The sequence below is a fragment of the Microbacterium sp. BLY genome (assembly GCF_017939615.1).
GTDB lineage: Bacteria > Actinomycetota > Actinomycetes > Actinomycetales > Microbacteriaceae > Microbacterium.
In genome coordinates this window covers 76,475-100,980 of sequence record NZ_JAGKSR010000001.1, presented here as the reverse complement: position 1 = coordinate 100,980, position 24,506 = coordinate 76,475, and the positions used below count along the sequence as shown (strand labels likewise).

Sequence of the window (24,506 nt, the reverse complement as noted above, 5' to 3'; positions counted from 1 at the left end):
GGACCGTGGCGAAGCTCTACTTCCGCTACGGCGCGATGAACTCGGGCAAGTCGACCGCCCTGCTGCAGGCCGCCTACAACTACGAGGAGCGCGGTCAGCACGTGCTGCTCGCCAAGCCGGCGATAGACACCAAGGGAGCGGGAGAGATCGAGAGTCGGCTCGGCGTCACGCGCCCCGTCGACTTCCTCATCGGCCCCGATGATGACGCGCGGGGCCTCTTCGCCGTGCACCGGCAGCGCATGCGGCGGTCGACGGAGGAGGAGCTGATCCCGACGGGTCCGGTCGACGTCGCCTGTCTCCTCGTCGATGAGGCCCAGTTCCTGACGCCCACGCAGATCGACGATCTCTTCCGGATCGCTGTGGAGGACGGGATCCCGGTGATGGCGTACGGCATCCGCAACGACTTCCGCACGCACGCGTTCCCGGGCTCGGCCCGCCTCCTCGCGATCGCGCACTCGCTGGAGGAGCTCAAGACGATCTGCCGGTGCGGGCGCAAGGCGGTGTTCAACGGCCGCGTGGTCGGTGGCCGCTTCGTGTTCGACGGCGACCAGGTGGCCATCGATGAGGGCGCCGACGGTTCCGCCTCGCCCGAGCTCACGACCTACGAGTCGCTGTGCGGCACCTGCTATCTCGAGGAGTCCGGCGGCCGTCTCGGCTGACCCCCCCGTCGACCCACCCCCTTCCGGTCGACCCACCCCTGTGCGTGCGCGCGAAAGCGGCCGGGACGCACGAGAAGGGGTGGGTCGGTATGCAGGGCTGCCGCATTGCGTGGTCTGACCACACACGCTACTCTGTGGTCAGACCACAGGAGGCGAGATGACGGAGCAGCCGGCGCGCGCATGGCGGGTCGTGCTCGAGCACATCGAGCGCGACCTGCTGGACGGGCGACTCGGACCGGGCGATCGCCTGCCGTCCGAGCGTGACCTCGCGAGCGATCTCGGCGTCGGCCGATCGAGCGTACGGGAGGCGTTCCGGGTTCTCGAAGTGCTCGGCCTCATCCGCACCGCGACCGGCTCCGGCCCCCAGTCGGGCGCGATCGTCATCGCCACGCCCACCGGCGGGATGTCGGCGCTCCTGCGGCTGCAGGTCGCCGCCCAGGGCTTCCCGCTGGACGACGTCGTGCGTACGCGACTGGTACTCGAAGATGCGGTCGTCGAGGCGATGGCGGCGGCCGAGCAGCGCGACACGACCCGCGCACACGAGCTGCTGGCCGCGATGGACGTCGCAGGCCTCTCGCCGGGGGAGTTCCTCGCCCTCGATGCCCAACTGCATCTCTCGCTCGCCGAAGGCAGCGGCAACACCGTCATCGCCGCGATGATGGCGGGGCTCCGCTCGGCCATCGAGTCCTATGTGCTCGCCGGCGCCGCGACGGTGGACGACTGGGACCGCATGGCCGACCGCCTGCGGGCCGAGCATCGCGCCCTTGTCGCGGCGATCGACGAGGGTGACGCCACGGCTGCCCGTCGGCTCGTCCGTGCGCACATCACCGGCTACTACACCGCCGCGGGCCTCACCCGCGCCATCCCCCCGCAGAACTGAGAGGCAGACAATGGTCCAGCGCCAGCTCCCCAATCCCGCCGAGCTGTTGGAGCTCATGAAGTTCAAGAAGCCGGAGCTCGACGGTCGCAAGCGCCGCCTCGATGCCGCGCTCACGATCGACGACCTCCGCACCATCGCGAAGCGTCGGACCCCGAAGGCCGCCTTCGACTACACCGACGGCGCCGCGGAGGGGGAGCTGTCGCTGAGCCGGGCCCGCCAGGCGTTCCAGGACGTCGAGTTCCACCCGGGGATCCTCAAGCCGGCCCCGGACGTGGACACGGCCGTCGACATCCTCGGCGGTCCCTCGGCGTTGCCGTTCGGCATCGCGCCGACCGGCTTCACCCGCCTCATGCAGACCGAGGGGGAGATCGCCGGCGCCGGGGCCGCCGCCGCGGCGGGCATCCCCTTCACGCTGTCCACGCTCGGCACCACCTCGATCGAGGACGTCAAGGCGGCGACGGTCCGCGAGCCGCAGGGGCCTGTTCCTGGGCGCAACTGGTTCCAGCTCTACGTCATGCGCGACCGGGAGATCTCGTACGAGCTCGCCCGCCGCGCGGCCGCCGCCGGGTTCGACACGCTGCAGTTCACCGTCGACACGCCCGTCGCCGGCGCCCGCCTGCGCGACAAGCGCAACGGCTTCAGCATCCCGCCGCAGCTCACCCTCGGCACGATCATCAACGCGATCCCGCGGCCCTGGTGGTGGTTCGACTTCCTCACCACGCCGAAGCTGGAGTTCGCGTCGCTGAGCTCGACCGGAGGCACGGTCGGCGAGCTGCTGGACGCGGCGATGGACCCGACGATCAGCTACGACGACCTCGCCGTCATCCGCGACATCTGGCCCGGCAAGATCGTCATCAAGGGCGTGCAGAACGTCGAGGACTCGGTCCGGCTGCGGGACGCCGGCGTCGACGGCATCGTCCTGTCGAACCACGGCGGCCGTCAGCTGGACCGCGCCCCGATCCCGTTCCACCTGCTCCCCGAGGTGCGCCGTGCGGTCGGCGACGACTTCACGGTCATGATCGACACCGGCATCATGAACGGTGCCGACATCGTGGCGTCCGTCGCGCTCGGTGCGGACTTCACGCTGATCGGCCGCGCCTATCTCTACGGGCTGATGGCCGGCGGACGTCAGGGGGTCGACCGCACCATCGCGATCCTGCGCAGCGAGATCGAGCGGACGATGCGACTGCTGGGCGTGGCATCGCTCGCGGAGCTCGAGCCGGCGCACGTGACCCAGCTCACGCGCCTCGTCCCGGTCTCCCGCGCCGTCGGCGTCGAGGTCCACTGACACTCCACCCGCACGACCTGGTCACGCCTGCACGACCGATTCAACTCTCCCGTCGTGCAGGCGTGCGGTGCTCGTATAGGCGTGCAGGTCAGACCCGGGCGGAGAGGGTCGGCAGGAGCTCGCGCAGCCGCGCCGCCGTGTCCTCCCAGCCCTCGACGGCCACTGAGGGCACACCGAGTGCGAGGACGGGATAGTCGTTGCCGCCCTCGTCCAGACGGTCGCCGTAGAAGAGCATCGCGCTCAGATCGATTCCGGTGTGGGCGGCGAGCTGGCGCATGCCGAAGGCCTTGTCGATACCGGCGCGGGTGATGTCGATGGAGGTGGAACCGCCGGAGCGCACCTCGAGCCCGGGCAGGCGGGCGGCGACCGCGTCCCGCAGCGCCGCGCGCTTCTCCCCAGACGGGTCCCACGCGTGCTTCGCGTCGCGCGGTGCCTGCTGGCCGAGCGCGGAGAAGGTGATCTGCGAGCCGCGGTCCTCGAGGATCTCGCCCCAGGGCTCCGCCTCCCAGAGCCCGAGACGCTCGGCCTCCTCCCGCAGGGCGGTGAGGGCGGCGGACTTCTCGTCCGTGCTCAGGTCGTGCGCGTAGACGGCGACGAAGTCGGTGCCGTCGTGACGCAGGTAGCGGGTGCCGCAGGTGGGGAGCAGGTGCAGGCGGGCGAGCGCCTCCGGGTCGGCATCGGCGAGCTGGGCGATGACCTGTGAGCGGAACTGCGCCTCGTTGCCCCCGGAGATGATCGCGACGTCCACCGCGCGCAGCAGCGCACTGAGCAGCGCGGCGATCTGCGGGTCGATCGTGCCCTTGGACGGTGCGAGGGTGTCATCGAGGTCGAAGGCGACGAGAGAGGGCGATGTCATGATGCCTCCACCCTAGGCGTTCCCGCCCGGGAGGAGGGTGTGGTGGCGAGCAGGGTGCAGAATATCGCCAGGATGACTCCGAGGGTCGCGCCGGTCGAGTTGGCGAGGACGTCGCCGACGGTGGCGGCGCGATGCGGCAGCGCCACGTACTGTGCGGTCTCGATCGCGACCGAGACCGCGGGACCGACGAACAGCGACAGCGGCCACGCCCGGCGGGGGACGAGCAGGAAGGCGAGGACGCCCACCGGCACGAAGACCGCGATGTTCGCGAGGACCTCGAGTCGGGTGAAGTCGAGGCTCGTCCAGCCGAGGCGCTGGATCCCGGCGAGGACGATGTCCAACAGGCGGGGCATGGTCTGCTCCACGCGGGCGGGTGTGAGCGTGAGCAGCGCGATGGCGAGCAGGAAGGGAAGCCCGAGGGTGAGGGCCCAGATGCGCGTCGAGCGGCGCGGCGGTGGCAGGAGCCTCCCCATGCGTTCCCCTCTCGCACGACATCCTGATACGGAGAAGGCCGCCCCTGCGGGCGGCCTTCTCGTGTCACTGGTCGGGGTGACAGGATTTGAACCTGCGACCTCTTCGTCCCGAACGAAGCGCGCTACCAAGCTGCGCCACACCCCGTTTTTGCAACCCTCCGAGTCTACAGCGAAATGTCCTCAGCGCCGAATCGGCGGTTCGCATCCGCGTGGCGGGCCGGCGCCGCGGATCAGCCGCGCGCGGTCAGGGTGAGCAGCGTCGCCTCCGGGCGGCAGGCGAAACGCACGGGGGCGTAGATCGAGTGACCGCAGCCGGCGCTGACGTTGAGGGGCACCGAGCGGCCGCCGTGCGTCCAGGTGCTGAGCCCCTTGGCCTGCTTCAGCGGGATGTCGCAGTTGGCGACGATGGCGCCGAACCCGGGGAGGCAGACCTGACCGCCGTGCGTGTGCCCGCCGAGGATGGCGTCCGCGCCCAGATCGACGAAGCCGTTGAGCACGCGCTGATACGGGGCGTGCGTCACTCCGAGCACGGGCGTCGCGTCCGTGCGCGGCCCGAGCGCGTCGAGCGCCGCAGGCAGCACGTCGAGACGCTCCCAGTCGCGGTGCGCGTCGTCGACGCCGAACAGGTCGACGGTGGCGCCACGGACCGTCAGGCGTGCGGCCGCGTTGTTGAGGTCGGACCACCCGAGCTCGTCCGTGAAGTACCGATCCATCGCCGCGGTGTCGAGCAGCGTGGGCTCCCGGTGCTTCTGGGACGGGCCGGCGAAGTAGCGGAGCGGGTTGCGGGGGGAGGGACCGTTCACATCGTTGGAGCCGTGCACGAAGACCCCGGGGACACCCGCGAAGGGCGCGAACGCGCGACGGACGCCCTGCAGGCCCTGCTCGTGCCCGAGGTTGTCTCCGGTGTTCACGATGAGGTCGGGCTTCAACTCGGCGAGCGACGCGAGCCAGTCCTGCTTCCGGTGCTGCCAGGGCGCCATGTGGGCGTCGGAGAGGTGCAGCACGCGCAGGGGAGCCGCTCCGGCCGGGAGCGCCGGCGCAGAGACCTCCCGCACCGTGAACAGATAACGCTCGATGCCGATGCCCCAGACGGCGGCGGCCGCACCGACGGCCCCCACCGCGCCGAGCGCGATGAGGGCCGGGTGCGCCGCTCGTGACGTGCCTACTTGCACGACACTCTGACCGGCGTGGACTTCGTGGCGGCCGAGTTCGCGGCGGGGGTCGTCGCGGTCACGGTCGCCCCTTCCGCGTTGCAGGATCCTTCGCGTTCGACGGTCGTGAAGCCGGCCGCGACGAGGGCGGCATTCGCCTCCGTCGGGCTCTGACCTGTGACGTCGGGAACGGTCGCGCCGTTGCCGTTGCTGGGAGAGATCGTGATCGTCGCCCCGGCGGTCGCCTGACCCGACGGGTCCTGCTGGACGACGATGTTCGTCGCCTTGTCGCTGTCCACCGGGTCGCCCACCGAGACGGTGAAGCCGGCACGCTGCAGGGTCTCGGTCGCCTCCTCGACGGTCTGTCCGACCACGTCCGGCACGTCGACGCGCACCTGACGGATGAGGTTGTTGTCCGGTTCCGGGAAGCGGTCTCCGCCGTAGGCCTGGTTCGCGGCGTGCTGCGCGGCGCGCGCCAGCGGGTACCGCACCTCGTTGAGGAGATGGCTGCCCGTCCACACGTTGAAGACGTTGTCGTGGTTGCCGTTCGAGCGGCCGGCCCAGACCGCGGTCGCGACCTTGGTGCTCGACTCGATCATCATGGTGGACCACAGGTCGTGAGTTCCGGTCTTGCCGATCAGCGGCGTACCGTCGAACGGGTTCGCCCGGGCACCGGTGCCGCCGCTCGTCATCACGCCCTGCAGGGCGTATGCCGCGGTCGCCGCGACCTCCTTCGAGAGGACCCCCTCGGTGCAGGAGGCCTTGGGAAGCGGGCGCTCCTTGCCCTCCGCGTCGATCACCTTGTCGATCGCGCGCGGCGTGCAGTACGTGCCGCCGCTGGCGACCGTCGCGTAGGCGTTGGCCATCGCGATGGGGGAGATGTTCTTCGGGCCGAGGACGTCGTAGGGGACGTTCTCCTCCGTGACCTTCTTGCCGCTGGCCAGCGTGACGCCCATCTTGTCGGCGACCTTGTTGATGTCGCAGACGTCGAGCTTGGAGGCCATCGCGAAGTAGCCGCTGTTGAGCGACTGCGCGGTGAAGGTCATCGGGGTGCCGGGGTAACCGCGGCTGCGGCCGAAGTTGCCGATCTTCGCCGTGTCCGTCGTCTGCGGGCTGCCGCAGACCGGGATCTGCAGGTTGGTTCGCACGGTGCCGTTCAGGTTCTCCCGCACGGAGTGGCCCTTCTCGAGCCAGTCGATGAGGGTGAACAGCTTGTACGTCGACCCGACCTGGAAGCCGCCGGAGTTGCCGTACTTCTGGTCGCCGGCGAAGACGAGCGACGAGTACTGCTGGTCGGTGGTCGGGGTCTCCGAGAACTTCGTGTTCTGCGTGATGGAGAGGATGCGGCCGGTGCCGACCTCGATCGAGACGCCGGCGGCGCCGAAGTACTTGTTGTCGAAGTTCGCCGGGACAACGTTGGCCATCTCCTCGGCCGCCGGGTCCTGCACGCGGAAGTCGAGGGTCGTGTAGATCTTCAGGCCACCGCGGCGGAGCAGGTCACGACGCTCCTGGATGTCCGCGCCGAACGCCTCGTCGTTCTCGACGATCGACTTCACGTACTGGCAGAAGTAGGCGTTGCGGCCGGCCGCTGCGCACCCCTGCGTGGGGACCTTGATGGCGGGCTCGATCGCCGCGGCCTTCGCCTCGTCGTGCTGCGCCTGCGTGATCTTGCCGTCCTTGAGCATGCGGCCGAGCACGTAGTCGCGGCGGTCCTTGGCATCCTTGTAGCCGTCTTCTGCGGAGTTGTGCGCGACGCCGTCGTCGGTCGTGTAGGTGCCGCCGGGCTTGTCGATGCGGTACGTGTTCGGGTTCTGCACGATGCCGGCGAGCGTCGCCGCCTGCCCGACGGTGAGGTTGGCCGCGGTCGTGGAGAAGTAGTAGCGCGAGGCCGCTTCGATGCCGTAGACCGTGCCGCCGAAGTTCGCGATGTTGAGGTACCCGAGGAGGATGTCGTTCTTGGAGTAGTCCTTCTCAATCTGGATGGCGTAGCGCATCTCCTGGAGCTTGCGCTCGATGCCGTCGACGCCGGAGGCGTTGGTCGCGTCCTGCCAGCACTGCTGCAGCTCTTCCGCGTAGGTCTCGGACGCGGTGCTGACGTTCTGCTCGCACTGCTGGATGCGCACGTTCTTCACGAACTGCTGGCTGATCGTCGAGGCGCCGCGGCTGGAGGTGCCGCGCACGTTGTCGACGAGGGCCTTCACGGTCGCGCCGAGGTTGACGCCGCCGTGGGTGTAGAAGTTCTTGTCCTCACTGGAGAGGATCGCGTCGTAGAGGACCGGGGACACCTGCTCGTAGGTGACCGGGACGCGGTTCTGCTCGTAGAACGACGCCAGCACGACGGGCTTGCCCTCGGGGTTGGTCGCGTAGATCGTCGACTGCTCCATGGGGGTGTCGACCTTGAGGACCTCGGGCAGCTCATCGAAGATGGTCAGCGCCGTCGAGCCGGCGACGCCGGTCATCGCGAGGACGGGGGTGACGCTGGCGGTGACCAGCAGACCGGCGATGGCGCTCAATCCGACGAGCCCGACGAGACCGCCGAGCACGCCCTTCACCGTGCGGTTCTTTTGGGGCATACGCTTGATCGTAGGGGAGTTCCCTGAATACCCGCTTTGACGAGCGCGGCCCGGTCTGCCCTGGACGCGCCCTGATCGACAGGAGTGCCATGACCACGTGGGAGTACCTCACCACGCCGCTGCTGATCCACAACACCGCGGCCATCCTCAACAACTGGGGCAAGCAGGGCTGGGAGCTCGTCCAGGTGGTGCAGGGCCCCGAAGGCGGTCTGGTCGCCTACTTCAAGCGCCCTGTGACGACGGACGGCTCGGCCAACGCCGGTCTCGCCGCCGCCGCCGAAGCCTCCCGCCAGTTCGAAGGGGGCCAGGCATGAGCGTCGCCGCCCGACTCTCCGAGCTCGGTATCGAGCTTCCCGCCGTCGCCGCTCCGGTCGCCGCCTACGTTCCGGCCGTCGTGCACGGCGGACTCGTCTACACGTCGGGCCAGCTCCCGTTCGTCGACGGGGCCCTCCCCGCGACCGGCAAGGTCGGTGCGGAGGTCTCTGCCGAGGAGGCCAAGGCCTACGCCCGGACCTGCGCCCTGAACGCGCTCGCCGCCGCGGCGGACGTCGTGGGCGGTGTCGACCGCATCGCCGGCGTCGTCCGGGTCGGCGGGTTCGTCGGCTCCGCGGAGGGCTTCACCGGACAGCCCGCCGTCATCAACGGCGCGAGCGAGGTGCTCGGCGAGATCTTCGGCGAGGAGGGCCGGCACGCGCGCGCCGCCGTCGGCGTCGCGGAGCTCCCGCTCGGCAGCCCGGTCGAGGTCGAGGTCACCTTCCGCCTCGCGTAGTTCCCACCCGGGTCGCCGATACCCCGCACAATCGCCGAGACCCCCTGCTGCGGACATCCGCAGCAGGGGGTCTCGACGTGAACCCGGGGGCTCGGGTTACTTGACCTGGGCGGAGATGATGCTCATCACCGCGGTGTCGGCGAGCGTGGTCGTGTCGCCCACCTCGCGGCCCTCGGCGACGTCGCGCAGCAGGCGGCGCATGATCTTGCCGGAGCGGGTCTTCGGCAGCTCGCCCACGATGTACACGTCGCGAGGACGCGCGATCGCGCCGATCTGCTCGCCCACCCAGAGTCGCAGCTGCTGGGCGAGGCCCGCGGGATCGTGAGCGGAGAGGTAGCTCTCCTTGATGATGACGAACGCCACGACCGCCTGACCGGTCGTCTCGTCCGAGGCGCCGACGACGGCGGCTTCCGCCGTGGCCTCGTGCGCGACGAGGGAGGATTCGATCTCCGCGGTCGACAGCCGGTGGCCGGAGACGTTCATCACGTCGTCGACCCGGCCGAGCAGCCACAGGTCGCCGTCCTCGTCGAGGCGGGCCCCGTCGCCGGCGAAGTAGTAGCCCTGCTTCTCGAACTTCTCCCAGTACGTCTCACGGAAACGCTCCGGGTCGCCCCAGATTCCGCGCAGCATGCTCGGCCACGGTTCGGTGATCACGAGGAGGCCGCCGTTGCCGTTGCCGACCTCGACGCCCTGCTCGTCGACGACGTCGATCGAGATGCCGGGCAGCGGGACCTGCGCCGAGCCGGGCTTCGTCGCGGTGATGCCGGGGAGCGCCGATACCATGATCGCGCCCGTCTCGGTCTGCCACCAGGTGTCGACGATCGGGGTCTTGCCGGCGCCGATCACCTCGCGGTACCACATCCAGGCCTCCGGGTTGATGGGCTCGCCCACCGATCCGAGCACCCGCAGCGACGACAGGTCGAACTTCTGCGGGACGCTCCGGCCGATCTTCATGAAGGAGCGGATCGCGGTCGGGGCCGTGTAGAAGATCGAGACCTTGTACTTCTCGATGAGCTCCCACCAGCGGCCGGGGTGCGGAGTGTCGGGGGTGCCCTCGTACAGCACCTGGGTGGCGCCGTTCGCCAGCGGTCCGTAGGTGACGTAGCTGTGCCCGGTGATCCAGCCGATGTCGGCGGTGCACCAGTAGACGTCGGTCTCCGGCTTCAGGTCGAAGACGTTCTTGTGCGAGTAGGCCGCCTGCGTGAGGTAGCCGCCCGACGTGTGCAGGATGCCCTTCGGCTTCCCGGTGGTACCCGAGGTGTAGAGGATGAAGAGGGGGTTCTCGGCGGGGAACGCCTGGGCGGTGTGGTCGGAGGATGCCGCGGGGACGACGTCGTGCCACCAGAGATCGCGGCCCTCCGTCCACTCGACCTCGTTCTCGCCGCGCTTGACGACGAGCACGTGCTCGACCGTCTGCTGCTCGCCGTCGCCGCGGTCGGCCAGCGCCTGGTCGACGGCGGGCTTCAGCGCGGAGACACGGCCCTTGCGGTACCCGCCGTCCGCCGTGATGACGAGCTTGGCGCCGGCGTCGTCGATCCGCGAGCGCAGGCTGTCGGCGCTGAAGCCGCCGAAGACGACCGAGTGGATGGCGCCGACGCGCGCGACGGCGAGCATCGCGGCGATCGCCTCCGGGATCATGGGCAGATAGATCGCCACGCGGTCGCCCTGGCCGATGCCGAGCTCCTCGAGCACATTGGCGACGCGCTTGACCTCATCGGTCAGCTCGGCGTACGTGATGCGGCGGCTGTCGCCGGGCTCACCCTCCCAGTAGAGGGCCACGCGGTCACCGTGACCGGCTTCGACGTGACGGTCGAGGCAGTTGTACGCCACGTTGAGCTCACCGTCGTCGAACCACTTGGCGAACGGCGGGTTGCTCCAGTCGAGGACGCGAGTGAAGGGCTTGTGCCAGTGCACGAGCTCGCGCGACTGGTCGGCCCAGAACCCCTCGCGGTCGGCGGCCGCGCGTTCGTAGAGCTCCGGTGAGGCGACGGTCTGGGCGGCGAACTCCTCCGACGGCGCGAAGCGCCGGGTTTCGTCGAGAAGGTGATCGATCTGGCTGCTCATCGGCAGGCGCTCCTTTGCGGCATTCGGGTCGTGCAGGCACGGCCGCAGGGGGAGGGCGACCATGTCAGGGCGAATCTATCCGCGGGTCCGAGCGGCCGAATACTGCCGAAAGTCGGTACCCGACCGGGTTTTGTCAGGACGGTCGCCTTGCGTACACTCGACGACAGCCGAATCTCATTCCGGCCTTGGCGAGCCCGATTCCCCCGGATCGAGAGCTGCCGTGGGCGGCACCTCATTCCCCCCGTGAGGTGCCGCCCTTTCTCATGGGAGCGCTCCCCGTCGGGCTGCCCCTCGACGGTCCGTCGTCCTGCACCGGCGTCCCTGTGCACGCCTTGTTCACAGCCGTCGGCCGGTGCCCTGAGCCCGCAGTCGTTAGAGCCGATCCGCCGCCTAGCGTCGCCGTATGCCCGATCGATTCGTCATCCAGCCCCGGCCTTCCGGCTCCGAGGACGCCGCCGCGTCGCCGCAGGCGGCCCTCGGCGGCGAGCCGGTGTTCGCGCCGCTCGCGGCGTTCCTCGACGACGAGGTGACCGACATGTTCGTCAACGGGGCCGACACCCTCTTCGTCGACCGCGGGCGCGGCGCGGAGCGCGTGCCCACCTGGCGGAGCACGGAACGCGAGGTGCGCGAGCTCGCCGTCGCCCTCGTGGCGCTCGGCGGACGCCACCTCGACGATCAGACGCCGTGCGTGGACGTGCGGCTCGGCTCCGGTGCCCGCGTCCATGCAGTCCTCGCGCCGGTGGCGGCCCGCGGCACGTCGCTGTCGATCCGGATCCCGCGGGTGCACGCGGCCGACCTCGACGCGCTCGCGGCACGGGGCACGTTCGATGCGCGGCAGCAGCAGTGGCTCGCCGGTCTGGTGCACTCTCGGGCCAACGTCCTCCTCACCGGTGGCACGGGCAGCGGCAAGACGACGTTGCTGTCGGCGCTGTTGACCGCGGTGCCGCACGACGAGCGCATCGTGACCATCGAGGACGTGGCGGAGCTGCGACCCCGGCATCCGCATCACGTGGCGCTGGAGGCGCGACAGCCGAATCTCGAAGGAGCGGGCGGGATCGACCTCGCCCGCTTGGTCCGGGAGTCGCTGCGCATGCGGCCCGACCGCCTCGTCGTCGGCGAGTGCCGAGGCGAGGAGGTGCGCGAGCTGCTCACGGCCCTCAACACCGGCCATGACGGCGGGGCCGGGACCCTCCACGCCAACGACCTGCCGGACGTTCCGGCGCGGTTGGAGGCGCTGGGCGCGCTGGCCGGCATGGACGCCGTCGCCCTCGCGCGCCAGGCCGTGAGCGCGTTCTCGGTTGTTCTGCATCTCGACCGCGGCCCCGACGGCATCCGGCGCATCCGTCGCGCCGGCCGTTTCCGGATGGCGGAGGATCGCCTGTCGATCGAGGAGGTGCAGCCGTGGTGAGGTTCTTCGCCAGAGACTCGACGCCGCGGGTGTCCGACATCGCGGACTCCGTCCAGACCCTCGCGGTCCTGCTGCAGGCCGGAGCCGTCCCTCTCGTGGCCTGGCGTCATCTCGCGAGCACGGGGGACGAGGTCGCGGCGGCGGTGCTCACGCGCACGGACGACGGCCTGCCCCTGGTCGCGGCGATCGAGGCGCAGGGCGGCATGTGGGTCGAACTGGCGGCAGCCTGGGAGATCGCCGCCACCGTCGGCGCGCCCCTCGCCGACGTGCTCCGCACGATCGCGGAGGCCCTGCGGGATGCGGCGTCCGCCGCAGACGATGTGCGGGTCGCCCTCGCGGAGCCTGCCGGCACCGCGCGGCTTCTCCTCTGGATGCCGTTGGTCGGGCTGCTGCTGGGCTTCGCTCTGGGGTTCGACACGCTCGGTGTGATGGTGGCGAACCCGATCGGTACGGCCTGCGTCCTCGCCGGTCTCCTGCTGGTCGTCGCCGCCCGGATGTGGACGCGGCGCCTGCTGCGGCGCGCGGGTCCGGAGCCGGGCACACCGGGGATGGCGGCGGAACTGGTGGCCGTGGCCCTCGCCGGTGGCGCCCCGATCGACCGGGCCGTGCGCCTCGCGGCCGAGACCCGCGTGGTCGATCCGCTCGGGAAGGAGCGCGTGGGGGAGGTGCTCGAGTTGTCCCGCGCGGCCGGCGTCCCGGCCATCGAGCTCCTCCGGGCCGCGGCGGCCCAGGACCGACATCGAGCCCGCGTGGCGGGACGTCTCCGCGCCGCGCGGCTGTCCACCCGTCTGCTTCTGCCGCTGGGCATCTGCACTCTGCCCGCCTTCCTCCTCCTCGGCGTCGCGCCGCTCCTCCTGAGCGTCCTCGTCACGACGCCCCTGCCGACCTGACCGCCATCACAGAGAGAAAGAGGTACGAACATGAACCCCACCCTGCCCACCCTGCCCACCCTGACTCGCCGCCGGGCGCATGCCCTCTTCGGGGACGACACCGGTGCAGCCACGGCGGAGTATGCGATCACCACGATGGCGGCCGTCGCCTTCGCCGGGCTGCTGGTGGCCATCATGCGCTCGGACGAGGTGCGCGGCATCCTCACCGACCTCGTCCGTCGGGCGTTGACGGTGTCATGACGCGGCATCGAGGAGCCCCCTCGCGCCGGCCGACGAGAGGCCGGGCGCTGCACGGTGACCAGGGAGCCGTCGCGGCCGAGTTGGCGCTCGCGCTGCCCGCGGTCGTGCTCGTCCTGCTGCTCGGCGCCGGGGGGCTCGCCGCTGCCGCCCGGCAGGTCGCGCTGCAGGATGCGGTCGCCGACACCGCCCGCCTGCTCGGCCGGGGCGAGGACACGGCCGTGGCGATGGGTGCCCTGCACCGGGCGGTTCCCGGCGCCCACGCCTCGTTCGCTCCCGCCGACGACCTCGTGTGTGCGACGGCGACGCTGCGAGTGTCGGTCGGCACCGTCATCAGCTTCCCGCTGCGTGCCTCGAGCTGCGCCCTGGACGGAGGACGCTGATGGCGGGATCCGCGCTTGCGGCCGGTGTCCTCGTGGTGAGCGCCACCCTGTCCCTCGGCCTCGCAGCGGTGGGCGGTGCGGCGGTCACCGCCCAGCGCGCGGCGGGCGCTGCCGATGCGGCCGCGCTCGCAGCCGCCGACGCCGCGACCGGCGCCGTGGCCGTGCGGGACGAGCCGTGCGTCGTGGCCGCCAGGGTCGCCGAGGCGAGCGGCACGGCCCTGACGGGCTGTTCGCTGGAAGGGGACGTGGCGACCGTGTCGGTGCAGGCGGCGTACGCTGGACTCGCTGCCGTCTCCCGAGCCCGCGCCGGGCCACCCGAAGAACCGTGACGGCGGCTCTACCCCTCGCCCGCTGGGAACGACCCCCGTACAGCGGTGTGTATGGTGTGCTTCGAAGAAAGGACGCCCCCTTGGCTGAAGGCAAGAAGCTCGTCATCGTCGAGTCCCCGACGAAGATGCGGTCTATTCAGGGATACCTCGGTGACGGTTACGAGGTGCTCAGCTCCGTCGGCCATATCCGCGACCTCGCCGACAAGAAGGACATCCCTGCCGAGGACAAGAAGGCGTACGGCAAGTACTCCATCGACATCGACAACGGCTTCGACCCCTACTACGTGGTGTCGGACCGGAAGACCAAGACGGTCGCCGAGCTCAAGCGCGCCCTGAAGAACGCCGACGAGCTCCTGCTCGCCACTGATGAAGACCGCGAGGGTGAGGCGATCGCCTGGCACCTGCTGGAGACGCTGAAGCCGAAGGTCCCGGTCAAGCGCATGGTCTTCCACGAGATCACCAAGGACGCGATCCAGGCGGCCGTCGGCAACACCCGTGAGCTCGACCACGCCCTGGTCGACGCGCAGGAGACCCGGCGCATCCTCGACCGTCTGTACGGGTGGGACGTGTCTCCCGTGCTCTGGTACAAGGTCAAGACGGGGATCTCCGCCGGTCGCGTGCAGTCCGCCGCGACCCGCCTCATCGTCGACCGCGAGCGCGAGCGCATGGCATTCGTGTCCGCCGAGTACTGGGACGTCGACGCCGACGCGGCCGCGACCGGCACCTCCTTCCGCATCCGGCTCGTGCGCGTGGACGGCGGGCAGCTCGCCCGCGGCGCGGACTTCGACGACTCCGGGAAGCTCAAGAAGGCCGTCGTCGTCCTCGACGAAGCCCAGGCGACCGCGCTGGCCGCGGCCGTCGACGCCGCCGGCTCCGGCACCGTCACCAAGGTCGAGGCCAAGCCCGGCACCCGCAGCCCGTACGCCCCTTTCACCACCTCCACCATGCAGCAGGAGGCCGGACGCAAGCTCTCGATGAGCGCGAAGCAGGCGATGAGCGTCGCCCAGCGCCTCTACGAGAAGGGGTACATCACCTATATGCGTACCGACTCCACGGCCCTGAGCACCCAGGCGGTGCAGGCGGCCCGGAGCCAGGCGGTCGCGCTGTACGGAGACAAGGCGGTCCCGCTCAAGCCGCGCGTCTACAAGTCGAAGAGCAAGAACGCCCAGGAGGCGCACGAGGCGATCCGCCCGTCGGGGGAGAACTTCCGCACTCCGTCCTCGCTCTCCGGTGAGCTCGACCGCGAGGAGCAGCGGCTGTACGACCTGATCTGGAAGCGCACCGTCGCCAGCCAGATGTCGGACGCCAAGTACGAGACCACGACCGTCACCATCGCGGTCGAGGCGGACGGCCGGACGGCCGAGTTCACCGCCTCCGGCACCGTCTACACCTTTAAGGGCTTCCTGGAGGCGTACGAGGAGGGCCGCGACGAGAAGCGCAGCGACGCCGACGCCGCCGAGAACCAGTCGCTCCCCGCCGTCTCCGTCGGGGATGAGCTCGCCGTCTCCGCCGCGGAGGCGAAGGGGCATCGCACGACGCCGAAGCCGCGGTACACCGAGGCGTCGCTCGTGAAGGTGCTCGAGGAGAAGGGCATCGGCCGTCCCTCGACCTTCGCCACGATCCCGGAGACCATCCTCGACCGGGGGTACGCGGTCAAGCGCGGCCAGGCCCTCGTACCGACGTGGTTGGCGTTCAGCGTCGTGCGTCTGCTCGAGGAGCACTTCGCCGAGCTGGTCGACTACGACTTCACCGCGGCCCTGGAGGACGACCTCGACACCATCGCCCGCGGCGAGCAGAACCGTGTCGAGTGGCTGAAGTCGTTCTACTTCGGCTCCGACTCGCACGTGGGTCTGCGCCAGGTCGTCGACAACCTCGGCGAGATCGACGCGCGGGCGCTGAACTCGACGCGGATCACCGACACCGCGACCCTCCGCTTCGGCAAGTACGGCCCCTACCTCGAGGTCGCCGACCCGAAGGACCCGGAGGCCAAGCCGCGGATCGTCAACGTCCCGGAGGACCTCGCCCCCGACGAGCTCACCGCCGAGAAGGCCCAGGAGCTCATCGACGCGCCGGTCGCCGGCGATCGCGTCCTCGGGGTGAACCCGGAGAACGGCAAGGTCGTCGTCGTCAAGGACGGCCGCTTCGGTCCCTACGTGCAGGAGAACGATCCGGTGTCCGAGGACGCCGTCGTGGATGAGGCCACCGGCGAGGTCGTGGACCTTCGACAGGCTCAGGTGCCCAGCGCGAAGGGGAAGCGGGGGGCGAAGAAGGAAGCGGCGCCCAAGCCGCGCACCGCCTCGCTCTTCCGCTCGATGTCTGTCGACACGATCGATCTCGACACGGCGCTGCAGCTGCTGAGCCTGCCGCGCGTGGTCGGCGTCGACCCGGAGACGGGCGACGAGATCACGGCGCAGAACGGCCGCTTCGGTCCGTACCTGAAGAAGGGGGCGGACTCCCGGTCGCTGGAGAGCGAGTCGCAGATCTTCGACGTCACGCTCGAACAGGCGCTGGAGATCTACCAGCAGCCGAAGTACGGCGCCCGCCGGGCGTCGAGCGCGCTCGCCGAGTTCGATGCTGATCCGGTGAGCGGAAAGCCCATCCGCGTCCGCGACGGCCGCTTCGGCCCGTACGTCACCGACGGCGAGACCAACGTGACGATCCCGCGTGGCCAGACGCCCGACGACATCACCTTCGAGATCGCGGTGCAGATGCTGGCGGACAAGCGCGCCAAGGGCCCCGCCCCCAAGCGCGGTGCCGCGAAGAAGGCACCCGCGAAGAAGGCGCCGGCCAAGAAGGCGCCGGCCAAGAAGGCGCCCGCGAAGAAGGCCGCCACCGCGAAGAAGGCGACCACGACGTCGGCGGCCCGTTCGGCGGCGGCGAAGAAGGCCGCGGCGACCCGGGCGGCGAACGCGGCGGCGAAGGCCGCCGAGAAGGCGGACTCGTGACCGCAGGCCCCGGTCTCTGGATCACACTGGAGGGTGGGGACGGCTCGGGGAAGACGACCCAGTCCGATCTCCTCGCCACCTGGCTGGAGCAGAGCGGCCGCACGGTCGTGCGGACGCGCGAGCCGGGAGGGTCCGACGTCGGGCAGCTGATCCGCGACATCGTCCTCCACCACCGCGGGGACATCGCTCCGCGGGCCGAAGCGCTCCTGTACGCGGCCGATCGGGCGCACCACGTCGCCACGGTCGTGCGCCCGGCGCTCGCCCGCGGCGAGATCGTGCTGCAGGACCGCTACCTCGACTCGTCCGTGGCCTACCAGGGGGCGGGGCGCGTGCTCGACGCGGCCCAGATCCGGGACCTCTCCCTGTGGGCGGCGGAGGGGGCGCTGCCCGACCTGACGGTGCTCCTTGACCTCGATCCCGCCACCGCCCGCACGCGCCTCGACTCGGCCGACAAGCCGTTCGACCGGCTGGAGGCCGAGCAGGAGACGTTCCACGCGCGGGTGCGCGAGGCGTATCTCGACCTCGCGCGCGCCGAACCCGAGCGGTTCCTCGTCCTCGACGCCGCCGAGGCGCCGGCCCGCATCGCCGACCGCATCCGCGCCCGGGTGTCCGCCCTCCTCGACTGATCCTCCCCACCCGGGGCCTCCGTGCCCGTTGCGCACGAGGATCGAGGCGGTGGTGGCGTCGTCGGCGGTCCCGATTAGGCTGAGAGCATGCCCTCGACCCTCGCCGCACCGTTCCCGTGGGCCGACGTCTGGGGGCAGGAAGCCGCCGTCGAGACGCTGCGTGCCGCCTCGTCCGATCCCGCCGCGCTCTCCCACGCCTGGCTGATCACCGGCCCTCCCGGGTCCGGGCGCTCGACGCTCGCGTACGCGTTCGCGGCCGCGCTCATCGCCGAGGGGCCGGACGACGAGGCCACGATGCGCCAGGTCCTCGCCGGCACGCATCCCGATGTCACGGCGCTGCGCACCGACAAGGTGATCATCACCATCGCCGAGGCGCGCGCCCTCGTCGAGCGCTCGTACTTCGCCCCGTCCGCCGGGCGCTACCGGGTCATCGTCGTCGAGGACGCCGACCGGATGGTCGAGCGCACCTCGAACGTGCTGCTCAAGGCCCTCGAAGAGCCGCCGGAGCAGACGGTCTGGATCCTCTGCGCGCCCAGCGAGGCGGACCTCCTTCCCACCATCCGGTCCCGGGTGCGGTCGCTCCGTCTCCGCGAACCCGACGTGGCCGACGTGTCCCGCCTCATCAGTCTCCGGACGGGGGTGGACGAGGCGGTCGCCGAGCAGGCCGCCCGGCACGCCCAGCGCCACATCGGCATGGCGCAGCGTCTGGCGACGGACGACGCCGCCCGCCGACGCCGCGACGAGACCCTCCGCGCGGTGCTGGGAGTGCGCGGGGTCAACGACGCCGTCGAGGTCGCCGGGCGCATCATCCAGGCTGCGACGGAAGACGCCAAGGCGCTGACCGCCGAGCGGGACGCCGCAGAACGCGCCGCTCTGCTGCGCACCGTCGGCGTCGCCGAGGGGCAGGCGGTGCCCCCGGCCCTCCGCTCCCAGGTGTCCGCGCTGGAGGACGAGCAGAAGAAGCGGGCCACGCGGAGCCTCCGCGATGGCATCGACCGCGTCCTCACCGACCTGCAGTCGCTGTTCCGCGACGTCGTGATGCTGCAGTACGGGCGCGGCGATGATCTCATCAACCGCGAACTCCGCGCCGAGCTGGCCGGTCTCGCCGCCGCCTGGGACGTGGAACGGACGCTCGTCGTCCTCGATCACCTGGCCGAGACCCGTGAAGCGCTGGAGCGCAACGTCGCCCCGCTGCTCGCGCTCGAGAGTTTGCTCGTGACCGTCACGAGCGGGAGGAAACCGTGAACACCCGACCCCTGCCCCGCCTTCGTCGCACCGCGGCGATCATCGCCGGCCTGGCCGCCGCCTCGGTCGCGCTCTCCGGGTGTCTGTACGCCATGATCCCCGAGCAGTCCTCGAAGCCGGCCGCCGAGAAGACGCCCGACACCGAGGGGGTCGCCGACGCCCTCCTGCCGTACTACTCCCAGGAGTTGGACTGGACGGAGTGCGGTCAGGGGTTCGACTGCACGACCGTCACCGCACCGCTCGACTGGGAGGATCCGTCGGCCGGAGAGATCGAGCTGGCCGTCGTGCGCCACCGCGCCGAGGGTGAGGCGATCGGCTCGCTGCTCACCAACCCCGGTGGTCCCGGCGCCAGCGGCGTCGACCTCATCCAGGGGAGCCTCGACTACGCGGTCGGCCCCGCGCTCATCGAGAACTACGACGTCATCGGCTTCGACCCCCGCGGGGTGGGAGCGTCGACGGCGGTCACGTGCTACGACGCGAAGGAGATGGACGAGTACCTGTACGGCATCCCCTCCGCGCCGCGCGGCACCCCGGAGTGGGAGTCCGAGCTGCTCGACGCGAACCGCGCCTTCGGTGAGGCCTGCGACGTCAACAGCGAAGGGATCCTGCCGTACATCACCACGGTGAACGCGGCGCGTGACATGGATCTCCTCCGTGCCGTGCTGGGCGACAAGGAGCTCAACTACCTGGGCTACTCCTACGGCACGTTCCTCGGAGCGACCTACGCGAAGCTCTATCCGGAGAAGGCCGGCCGCCTCGTGCTCGACGGGGCCATCGACCCGTCCGTCCCCGGGCTGGACGTGGGCGCCACGCAGGCCCTCGGATTCGAGTCGGCGCTGCGCGCCTACATGCAGAACTGTCTCGACTCCGGCTCCTGCCCGTTCAACGGGACGGTCGACGAGGCGATGGCGGACCTCGGGGCCCTGCTCGCGAGCGCCGATCGTGCACCGCTCGAGAACGGAGACGGCCGCCTCATGGGTGCCGATGCCCTGATGACGGCGATCATCGCGGCGCTGTACTCGGAGGACAGCTGGGGCATCCTCACCCAGGCCCTCGATGAGGCGCTGCAGGGGGATCCGACGACGGCCTTTGTCCTCGCCGACTACTACAACAGCCGCGAGAACGGTGCCTACGTCGACAACTCGACCGAGGCGTTCCGTGCGTACAACTGCATGGACTACCCGGTCGAGGACGATCCGGCCGCCGAAGCCGCGACGGACAAGAAGATCGCCGAGGGCGCGCCCACCATCGCGCCGTACTGGTCCGGACCCGACCCCTGCGAGGTCTGGCCCTACCCGCCCACGGGCACCCGCGAGAAGATCACGGCGGAGGGCGCCGGTCCCATCGTCGTCGTCGGGACCACGAACGACCCCGCGACCCCGTACGAGTGGTCGGAGTCGCTCGCCGATCAGCTCGCGGAGGGCGTCCTCGTCACCCGGGTGGGTGAGGGGCACACCGGATACAACAAGGGCAACGTCTGCGTGGACGACGCGGTGGAGGGCTTCCTGATCGACGGCGTGGTGCCGGAGGACGGTCTGCGCTGCGAGTGAGTCGCGCTCGATTCGCGAGCGAGCGCGAGACAGGGTAATATCGGTGATCGCGCCGCTCACGCGTCGCATGCCGCTTTAGCTCAGTCGGCAGAGCATTTCACTCGTAATGAAAAGGTCGTCAGTTCGATTCTGACAAGCGGCTCAGGAAAACCCCCGGGATCCTCGTGATCCCGGGGGTTTCCTCGTCTCCGCCGCCGGAAGCGGGGCGTACGCTCGGAGCATGAGCAGAGCCCTTCTCATCGTCGACGTGCAGAACGACTTCACCGAGGGCGGCGCCCTCGCCGTCTCCGGCGGCGATGCGGTGGCCGCCGCGGTATCCGCCCACCTCGCCGCCCACGCCGCCGACTACGACGTCATCGTGGCGTCCCGCGACTGGCATGACGCCGCGGGGGACAACGGCGGCCACTTCTCCGCGACGCCCGACTACACGGATTCCTGGCCCGTGCACTGCGTCGCCGGGACCGCCGGAGCGGAGTACGACCCGCTGCTGACGACCGATGCCGTGACCCACCACGTGCGCAAAGGCCAGGGACAGCCGGCGTACTCGATGTTCGAGGGTGTCGACGATGACGGACGAACGGTCGCCGCGGTGCTGACCGCGGCCGGGGTGGTCACGGCCGACGTCGTCGGGATCGCGACCGACCACTGTGTGCGAGCGTCTGCGCTGGATGCGATCGCCCACGGCGTGCGCGTCCGCATCCTCACCGATCTCATCGCCGGCGTCGCGCCCGAACCCAGCGCTGCGGCGCTCGCGGAGCTGGCGCACGCCGGAGCCGAGCTGGTGACGAGCGCGCAGGCATGAGCCGCAGCGTCCTGCTGCTCCGGGCGGTGAACGTCAGCGGGCGCAACCGCGTGCCCATGGCGCGACTGCGCGAGGTCGTGGCCGCCGAGACAGAACTCGACGAGGTCTCCACCTACATCGCGAGCGGCAACATCGTGTGTGCGACGCCGCCTGATCCTGCGGCCGCCTGTGCGACGGTGCGTGCGCTCATCGCGGCGGAGTTCGGCGTCGACACTCCCGTGATCCTCCGCACGCACGCGCAGCTCGCGGCCTCGGAGGCGGCGCAGCCGTTCCCGGAGGGGGACCTGAAGCTCGTGCACGCGATGTTCCTGGAGGCGCCGCCGGTCGCGGGTGCTCTCGACGCGCTGCACGACCGGCTCGTGCCGGGGGAACGTCTCGCGCTGGTCGGGGACGATCTCTGGATCGACTACGCGCCGGGTGGGGTGCACACGACCAAGCTCACGACGTCCGTACTCGACCGCGCACTCGGGGTCGCCGGGACGGCGCGGAACCTCCGCACCGTGCGGACGCTCATCGCTCTGACGGCGTGAGCACCGTGCGGCTCAGCGCCGCCGGGGGCGACTGCGGGCGGTCGACGAGGTCGACGCGGCGGGCCGGGCACTCCGTGCACCGGACGTAGAGCACGGTGCCGTCGCTGGTGGCGTGGCGCGATTCGACGAGCCAGGCGTGCTCGTGGACTTCGGGGGAGGGGGCGAGGCGGGGGAGCGGGAGGGTGTCGGTGGAGGCCATGACACCAGCGTGATGTAATGGTCTTATGCATCTCAACCCTTACGGCGAGTATGCGGTTCTGCTCGCCGCCTCCCTCGCGAACGAGTGGCCGGCCGACCGCGCCGGGATCGAGGAGCGCACCCTCGCGCTGGGGATGACGCAGACCTTCCCGCCGGCACCCGACGATCATGCCGCGGTGCGCGCGGTGATCGACGACTGGCTCACGATCGTCGACGAGCCCGACGCCGATGCGCGTGCCGTCCTGCTGAACGCGCAGCTCGCGGCCGCCGGTGCCTATCCGCGACTCACCAACCACGATGACGAGGGATGGCACCTGCACTATCGGGACGACGTGCGCTCGCTGCCCTTCGTGCTGCGCGCCATCATCAACCTCGGCACCGCCCTGCATCTCGTGACCAGGGGGATGAACCGCCTCGGTCGTTGCGACGCCCCGCCCTGCACCAACGTCGTCGCGGACGTGACGCGCAACGGCCGCCAGCGGTTCTGCTCCGTGAGGTGCGCGAACCGGGCGGCCGTGCGGCGCCATCGGGCGCGCGTCAGTTGAACGTCAGGCGGTCTGGCCCGCGTGCTTGCCTTCGCCGATCTCCTCGACCAGCTTGGCGTTGAACGCCGGGAGGTCGTCGGGGGTGCGGCTGGAGACGAGGCCCTCGTCGACGACGACCTCTTCGTCCACCCAGCTGGCGCCGGCGTTGCGGAGGTCGGTCTTCAGGCTGGGGTAGCTCGTGATCGTCCGGCCGTCCACGACACCGGCCTCGATGAGGATCCAGGCCCCGTGGCAGATGACGCCCACGGGCTTGTGCTGCTCGAAGAACGCGCGGGCGAGGTCGATGGAGGCCTGGTCCATGCGGAGGTGATCGGCATTCACGACGCCGCCGGGCAGCACGAGGGCGTCGAACTGGTCGGCAGACGCGTCCGCGGCCTTCAGGTCGACCGCCTGCTCGTGGCCGTTCTTGCCGGTGATGGCCGCGCCGTCCGGGGCGATGAGCGTCGCGCTCGCCCCTTCGGTCGTCACGGCATCCCAGGGGCTCGTGAGCTCGCTGTCCTCGAAGCCGTCCGTCGCCAGGAATGCCACGCGATTGCCGGTGAGAGTCATGGTCCGTCCTTTCGGTGGGAAGTCGCCCTGTTCCGGGGACTCCTCGACCCTCTCGCGGGCCGCCGGGACTCACCAGGGGGTGGCCAGCCGGAAGCGACGGTGATACAGGAGCGGCCGCGCTGAGGCGAACAGACCGGCGGAGTCGATACGATCCCGTCATGCGCCTCCGTCCCGCCCTCCTCCTCGTTCCGGTGCTGATCGTCCTCGCCGGCTGCACGCCGACCCCGGAGCCCACTCCGACCGCGACCTCCCCTGCATCGCCCGCGCCCTCGTCGTCGCCGACGCCCGACACGTCGCCGACGCCCACCACGACGGCCGCGCCCCCGACGGCCGGAGCATTCACGAAGGGACAGCTCGTCTCACTGTGCACCGAGAAGGTGCGCTCGACCTCTCCGAACGCGACGTTCTTCGCGGACATGGCGACCACCGAGTGGCTCGAACAGCCGGGAGTGTGGTTCGTGGCCGTGCCGGAGACGATCGGCGGCCAGGACAACGTCGCGGTGTGCGGCATCGGGGGAAGCCCCGAGGCGCCCGACTTCGTACTGCACGGCGAGACGTTGCCGGACGGCGTCGGCGGGATCCGCGACGACCTACTCGCCGGGAAGGACGGCGGGGAGGACTGAGGATGCGGTGGGCCCCGTGGGGCTCGAACCCACGACCCGCGGATTAAAAGTCCGATGCTCTGCCAACTGAGCTAGAGGCCCGTGCCCCCAGTCTAGGGCGCACGACGAGGGGCCGTCGGCGCCACAGCCGCCGACGGCCCCTTCACCTCTCCCGTGTCCCTCCTGACGACAGGGGAGGCCGTGTGCCGGTCGGGTAGCCGGCACCATCCCTGGCTTACTCAGCCGGGGGCATCAGGACCGAGTCGATGAGGTACACGGTCGCGTTCGCGGTCTGCACGCCACCGCAGATGACGTTGGCGTCGTTGACCATCCACTCGTCGCCGCTGCCGGTCACCTCGAGGTCGGCGCCCTGGACGGTCGTGTGCATGCCCTCGATGTCGGACGGCTCGATCTGGCCGGGGACCACGTGGTAGGTGAGGATCGAGGTCAGCAGGTCGCTGTCGGTCTTCAGCGTCTCGATCGTCGCGGGGTCGATCTTCGCGAAGGCGTCGTCGACCGGGGCGAAGACGGTGAACTCGTCGCCGTTCAGCGTGTCGACGAGGTTCACGTCGGGGTTGAGCTCACCGCTCACGGCCGAGACGAGCGTCGTCAGCATCGGGTTGTTCGAGGCGGCGACCGCCACCGGGTCCTGGGACATGCCCTGGATGGAGCCGGCGCCATCCGGGACCTCTTCGGCGTACGCCGCGCACCCGGGACCGACGAGGTTCGCGGCGGGATCCATCTCCATCGGCGTCGACTCCGACGACTCCGGCGTCGTCGGCTCCGACGACTCCTCCGTGCTGGTTCCGCTGCCCATGGAACATGCCGAGAGCAGGAATGCGCTCGCAAGACCCAGGGTGACTGCTGCGGTGACCTTCTTCTTGGTGCTGAACATGTCGAGCTCCTTCGAAACTCCGGCCACGGCCTCTCCGTGGCGTCGAGGGCTGTTCGGAA

At 70.5% G+C, this 24,506-nt stretch carries 26 protein-coding genes and 3 tRNA genes; 19 read left to right on the top strand and 10 right to left on the bottom strand.

Going from position 1 to position 24,506, the window contains the following annotated elements:
• The first annotated feature begins 5 nt into the window (after positions 1-5).
• The 3 genes from KAF39_RS00550 (at position 6) to KAF39_RS00540 (ending at position 2,827) form a co-directional block, all read left to right on the top strand.
• Positions 6-659: a thymidine kinase gene (locus KAF39_RS00550; protein WP_210675495.1), complete on the top strand. Its 654-nt coding sequence runs from the start codon at positions 6-8 to the stop codon at positions 657-659.
• Between the two features lie 157 nt (positions 660-816).
• Complete coding sequence (locus KAF39_RS00545) at positions 817-1,539, top strand: FadR/GntR family transcriptional regulator (RefSeq protein WP_210675494.1); 723 nt, start codon at positions 817-819, stop codon at positions 1,537-1,539.
• A gap of 10 nt (positions 1,540-1,549) precedes the next feature.
• Positions 1,550-2,827: an alpha-hydroxy acid oxidase gene (locus tag KAF39_RS00540; protein ID WP_210675493.1), complete on the top strand. Its 1,278-nt coding sequence runs from the start codon at positions 1,550-1,552 to the stop codon at positions 2,825-2,827.
• Between the two features lie 88 nt (positions 2,828-2,915).
• Here KAF39_RS00540 and KAF39_RS00535 read toward each other — a convergent pair whose 3' ends face one another.
• The 5 genes from KAF39_RS00535 to KAF39_RS00515 form a co-directional block, all read right to left on the bottom strand.
• Positions 2,916-3,683, bottom strand: coding sequence for an HAD-IIB family hydrolase (locus tag KAF39_RS00535; protein ID WP_210675492.1), 768 nt, complete (start codon positions 3,681-3,683; stop codon positions 2,916-2,918).
• On the bottom strand, positions 3,680-4,156 hold the full coding sequence (locus KAF39_RS00530) for a VanZ family protein (protein ID WP_210675491.1): 477 nt from the start codon (positions 4,154-4,156) through the stop codon (positions 3,680-3,682). The genes KAF39_RS00535 and KAF39_RS00530 overlap by 4 nt, the downstream gene beginning before the upstream one ends.
• Positions 4,157-4,224: 68 nt before the next feature.
• A tRNA-Pro gene (locus KAF39_RS00525) sits at positions 4,225-4,301 on the bottom strand.
• Between the two features lie 85 nt (positions 4,302-4,386).
• Positions 4,387-5,328, bottom strand: a complete 942-nt coding sequence (locus KAF39_RS00520) for a metallophosphoesterase (protein ID WP_210675490.1) — start codon at positions 5,326-5,328, stop codon at positions 4,387-4,389.
• Positions 5,319-7,880: a transglycosylase domain-containing protein gene (locus KAF39_RS00515; RefSeq protein ID WP_246878194.1), complete on the bottom strand. Its 2,562-nt coding sequence runs from the start codon at positions 7,878-7,880 to the stop codon at positions 5,319-5,321. Before KAF39_RS00515 ends, KAF39_RS00520 begins: the two co-directional genes overlap by 10 nt.
• Positions 7,881-7,969: 89 nt before the next feature.
• On the opposite strand from KAF39_RS00515, the gene KAF39_RS00510 reads away from it, so the two are divergent.
• Entirely contained in the window at positions 7,970-8,194 is a 225-nt protein-coding gene (locus KAF39_RS00510; RefSeq protein WP_060921874.1) for a hypothetical protein, read from the top strand.
• The gene (locus KAF39_RS00505) at positions 8,191-8,649 is read left to right on the top strand and encodes a RidA family protein (protein WP_210675489.1); all 459 of its coding nucleotides are present in this window, start codon (positions 8,191-8,193) and stop codon (positions 8,647-8,649) included. The genes KAF39_RS00510 and KAF39_RS00505 overlap by 4 nt, the downstream gene beginning before the upstream one ends.
• 96 nt (positions 8,650-8,745) lie before the next feature.
• Here KAF39_RS00505 and acs read toward each other — a convergent pair whose 3' ends face one another.
• Complete coding sequence (gene acs, locus KAF39_RS00500) at positions 8,746-10,713, bottom strand: acetate--CoA ligase (protein WP_210675488.1); 1,968 nt, start codon at positions 10,711-10,713, stop codon at positions 8,746-8,748.
• Positions 10,714-11,116: 403 nt separating this feature from the next.
• Here acs and KAF39_RS00495 point away from each other — a divergent pair, with 403 nt between their 5' ends.
• The 12 genes from KAF39_RS00495 (at position 11,117) to KAF39_RS00440 (ending at position 21,658) form a co-directional block, all read left to right on the top strand.
• A complete protein-coding gene (locus tag KAF39_RS00495) occupies positions 11,117-12,121 on the top strand; it encodes a TadA family conjugal transfer-associated ATPase (RefSeq protein WP_210675487.1) in 1,005 nt (334 codons plus the stop codon).
• Positions 12,115-13,011: a type II secretion system F family protein gene (locus KAF39_RS00490; RefSeq protein WP_307804987.1), complete on the top strand. Its 897-nt coding sequence runs from the start codon at positions 12,115-12,117 to the stop codon at positions 13,009-13,011. The genes KAF39_RS00495 and KAF39_RS00490 overlap by 7 nt, the downstream gene beginning before the upstream one ends.
• Positions 13,012-13,041: 30 nt before the next feature.
• Positions 13,042-13,251, top strand: a complete 210-nt coding sequence (locus tag KAF39_RS00485) for a DUF4244 domain-containing protein (protein WP_210675486.1) — start codon at positions 13,042-13,044, stop codon at positions 13,249-13,251.
• On the top strand, positions 13,248-13,631 hold the full coding sequence (locus KAF39_RS00480) for a TadE family type IV pilus minor pilin (protein ID WP_246878193.1): 384 nt from the start codon (positions 13,248-13,250) through the stop codon (positions 13,629-13,631). Before KAF39_RS00485 ends, KAF39_RS00480 begins: the two co-directional genes overlap by 4 nt.
• Entirely contained in the window at positions 13,631-13,960 is a 330-nt protein-coding gene (locus tag KAF39_RS00475) for a helicase (protein ID WP_210675485.1), read from the top strand. The genes KAF39_RS00480 and KAF39_RS00475 overlap by 1 nt, the downstream gene beginning before the upstream one ends.
• Positions 13,961-14,040: 80 nt before the next feature.
• Entirely contained in the window at positions 14,041-16,905 is a 2,865-nt protein-coding gene (gene topA / locus KAF39_RS00470; protein ID WP_210675484.1) for a type I DNA topoisomerase, read from the top strand.
• Positions 16,902-17,531 (top strand): dTMP kinase, encoded by a 630-nt coding sequence (gene tmk, locus KAF39_RS00465; RefSeq protein ID WP_210675483.1) that lies wholly within the window; start codon positions 16,902-16,904, stop codon positions 17,529-17,531. Before topA ends, tmk begins: the two co-directional genes overlap by 4 nt.
• Before the next feature lie 87 nt (positions 17,532-17,618).
• Positions 17,619-18,776, top strand: a complete 1,158-nt coding sequence (locus tag KAF39_RS00460; RefSeq protein ID WP_210675482.1) for a DNA polymerase III subunit delta' — start codon at positions 17,619-17,621, stop codon at positions 18,774-18,776.
• Entirely contained in the window at positions 18,773-20,326 is a 1,554-nt protein-coding gene (locus tag KAF39_RS00455) for an alpha/beta hydrolase (protein ID WP_210675481.1), read from the top strand. Before KAF39_RS00460 ends, KAF39_RS00455 begins: the two co-directional genes overlap by 4 nt.
• Positions 20,327-20,395: 69 nt before the next feature.
• Positions 20,396-20,468, top strand: a tRNA-Thr gene (locus tag KAF39_RS00450).
• A gap of 78 nt (positions 20,469-20,546) precedes the next feature.
• A complete protein-coding gene (locus KAF39_RS00445) occupies positions 20,547-21,128 on the top strand; it encodes an isochorismatase family protein (protein WP_210675480.1) in 582 nt (193 codons plus the stop codon).
• Complete coding sequence (locus tag KAF39_RS00440; RefSeq protein WP_210675479.1) at positions 21,125-21,658, top strand: DUF1697 domain-containing protein; 534 nt, start codon at positions 21,125-21,127, stop codon at positions 21,656-21,658. Before KAF39_RS00445 ends, KAF39_RS00440 begins: the two co-directional genes overlap by 4 nt.
• Here the strand turns inward: KAF39_RS00440 and KAF39_RS00435 are convergent.
• Positions 21,639-21,857, bottom strand: coding sequence for a hypothetical protein (locus KAF39_RS00435; RefSeq protein ID WP_210675478.1), 219 nt, complete (start codon positions 21,855-21,857; stop codon positions 21,639-21,641). The genes KAF39_RS00440 and KAF39_RS00435 overlap by 20 nt on opposite strands.
• Positions 21,858-21,882: 25 nt before the next feature.
• Between KAF39_RS00435 and KAF39_RS00430 the strand changes: the two genes are divergently transcribed.
• Positions 21,883-22,401 (top strand): CGNR zinc finger domain-containing protein, encoded by a 519-nt coding sequence (locus KAF39_RS00430; protein ID WP_210675477.1) that lies wholly within the window; start codon positions 21,883-21,885, stop codon positions 22,399-22,401.
• A gap of 3 nt (positions 22,402-22,404) precedes the next feature.
• Here KAF39_RS00430 and KAF39_RS00425 read toward each other — a convergent pair whose 3' ends face one another.
• Positions 22,405-22,950 (bottom strand): type 1 glutamine amidotransferase domain-containing protein, encoded by a 546-nt coding sequence (locus KAF39_RS00425; RefSeq protein ID WP_101848535.1) that lies wholly within the window; start codon positions 22,948-22,950, stop codon positions 22,405-22,407.
• A 158-nt stretch (positions 22,951-23,108) separates the two neighbouring features.
• Between KAF39_RS00425 and KAF39_RS00420 the strand changes: the two genes are divergently transcribed.
• Positions 23,109-23,573 carry a hypothetical protein gene (locus KAF39_RS00420; protein ID WP_210675476.1) on the top strand — a complete coding sequence of 155 codons (465 nt, stop codon included), beginning with the start codon at positions 23,109-23,111 and terminating at the stop codon, positions 23,571-23,573.
• An 8-nt stretch (positions 23,574-23,581) separates the two neighbouring features.
• Here the strand turns inward: KAF39_RS00420 and KAF39_RS00415 are convergent.
• Both KAF39_RS00415 and KAF39_RS00410 read right to left on the bottom strand, forming a co-directional pair.
• Positions 23,582-23,654: transfer RNA gene (locus KAF39_RS00415), tRNA-Lys, on the bottom strand.
• A gap of 133 nt (positions 23,655-23,787) precedes the next feature.
• Positions 23,788-24,447, bottom strand: a complete 660-nt coding sequence (locus tag KAF39_RS00410) for a fasciclin domain-containing protein (protein ID WP_210675475.1) — start codon at positions 24,445-24,447, stop codon at positions 23,788-23,790.
• Positions 24,448-24,506: the final 59 nt, after the last annotated feature.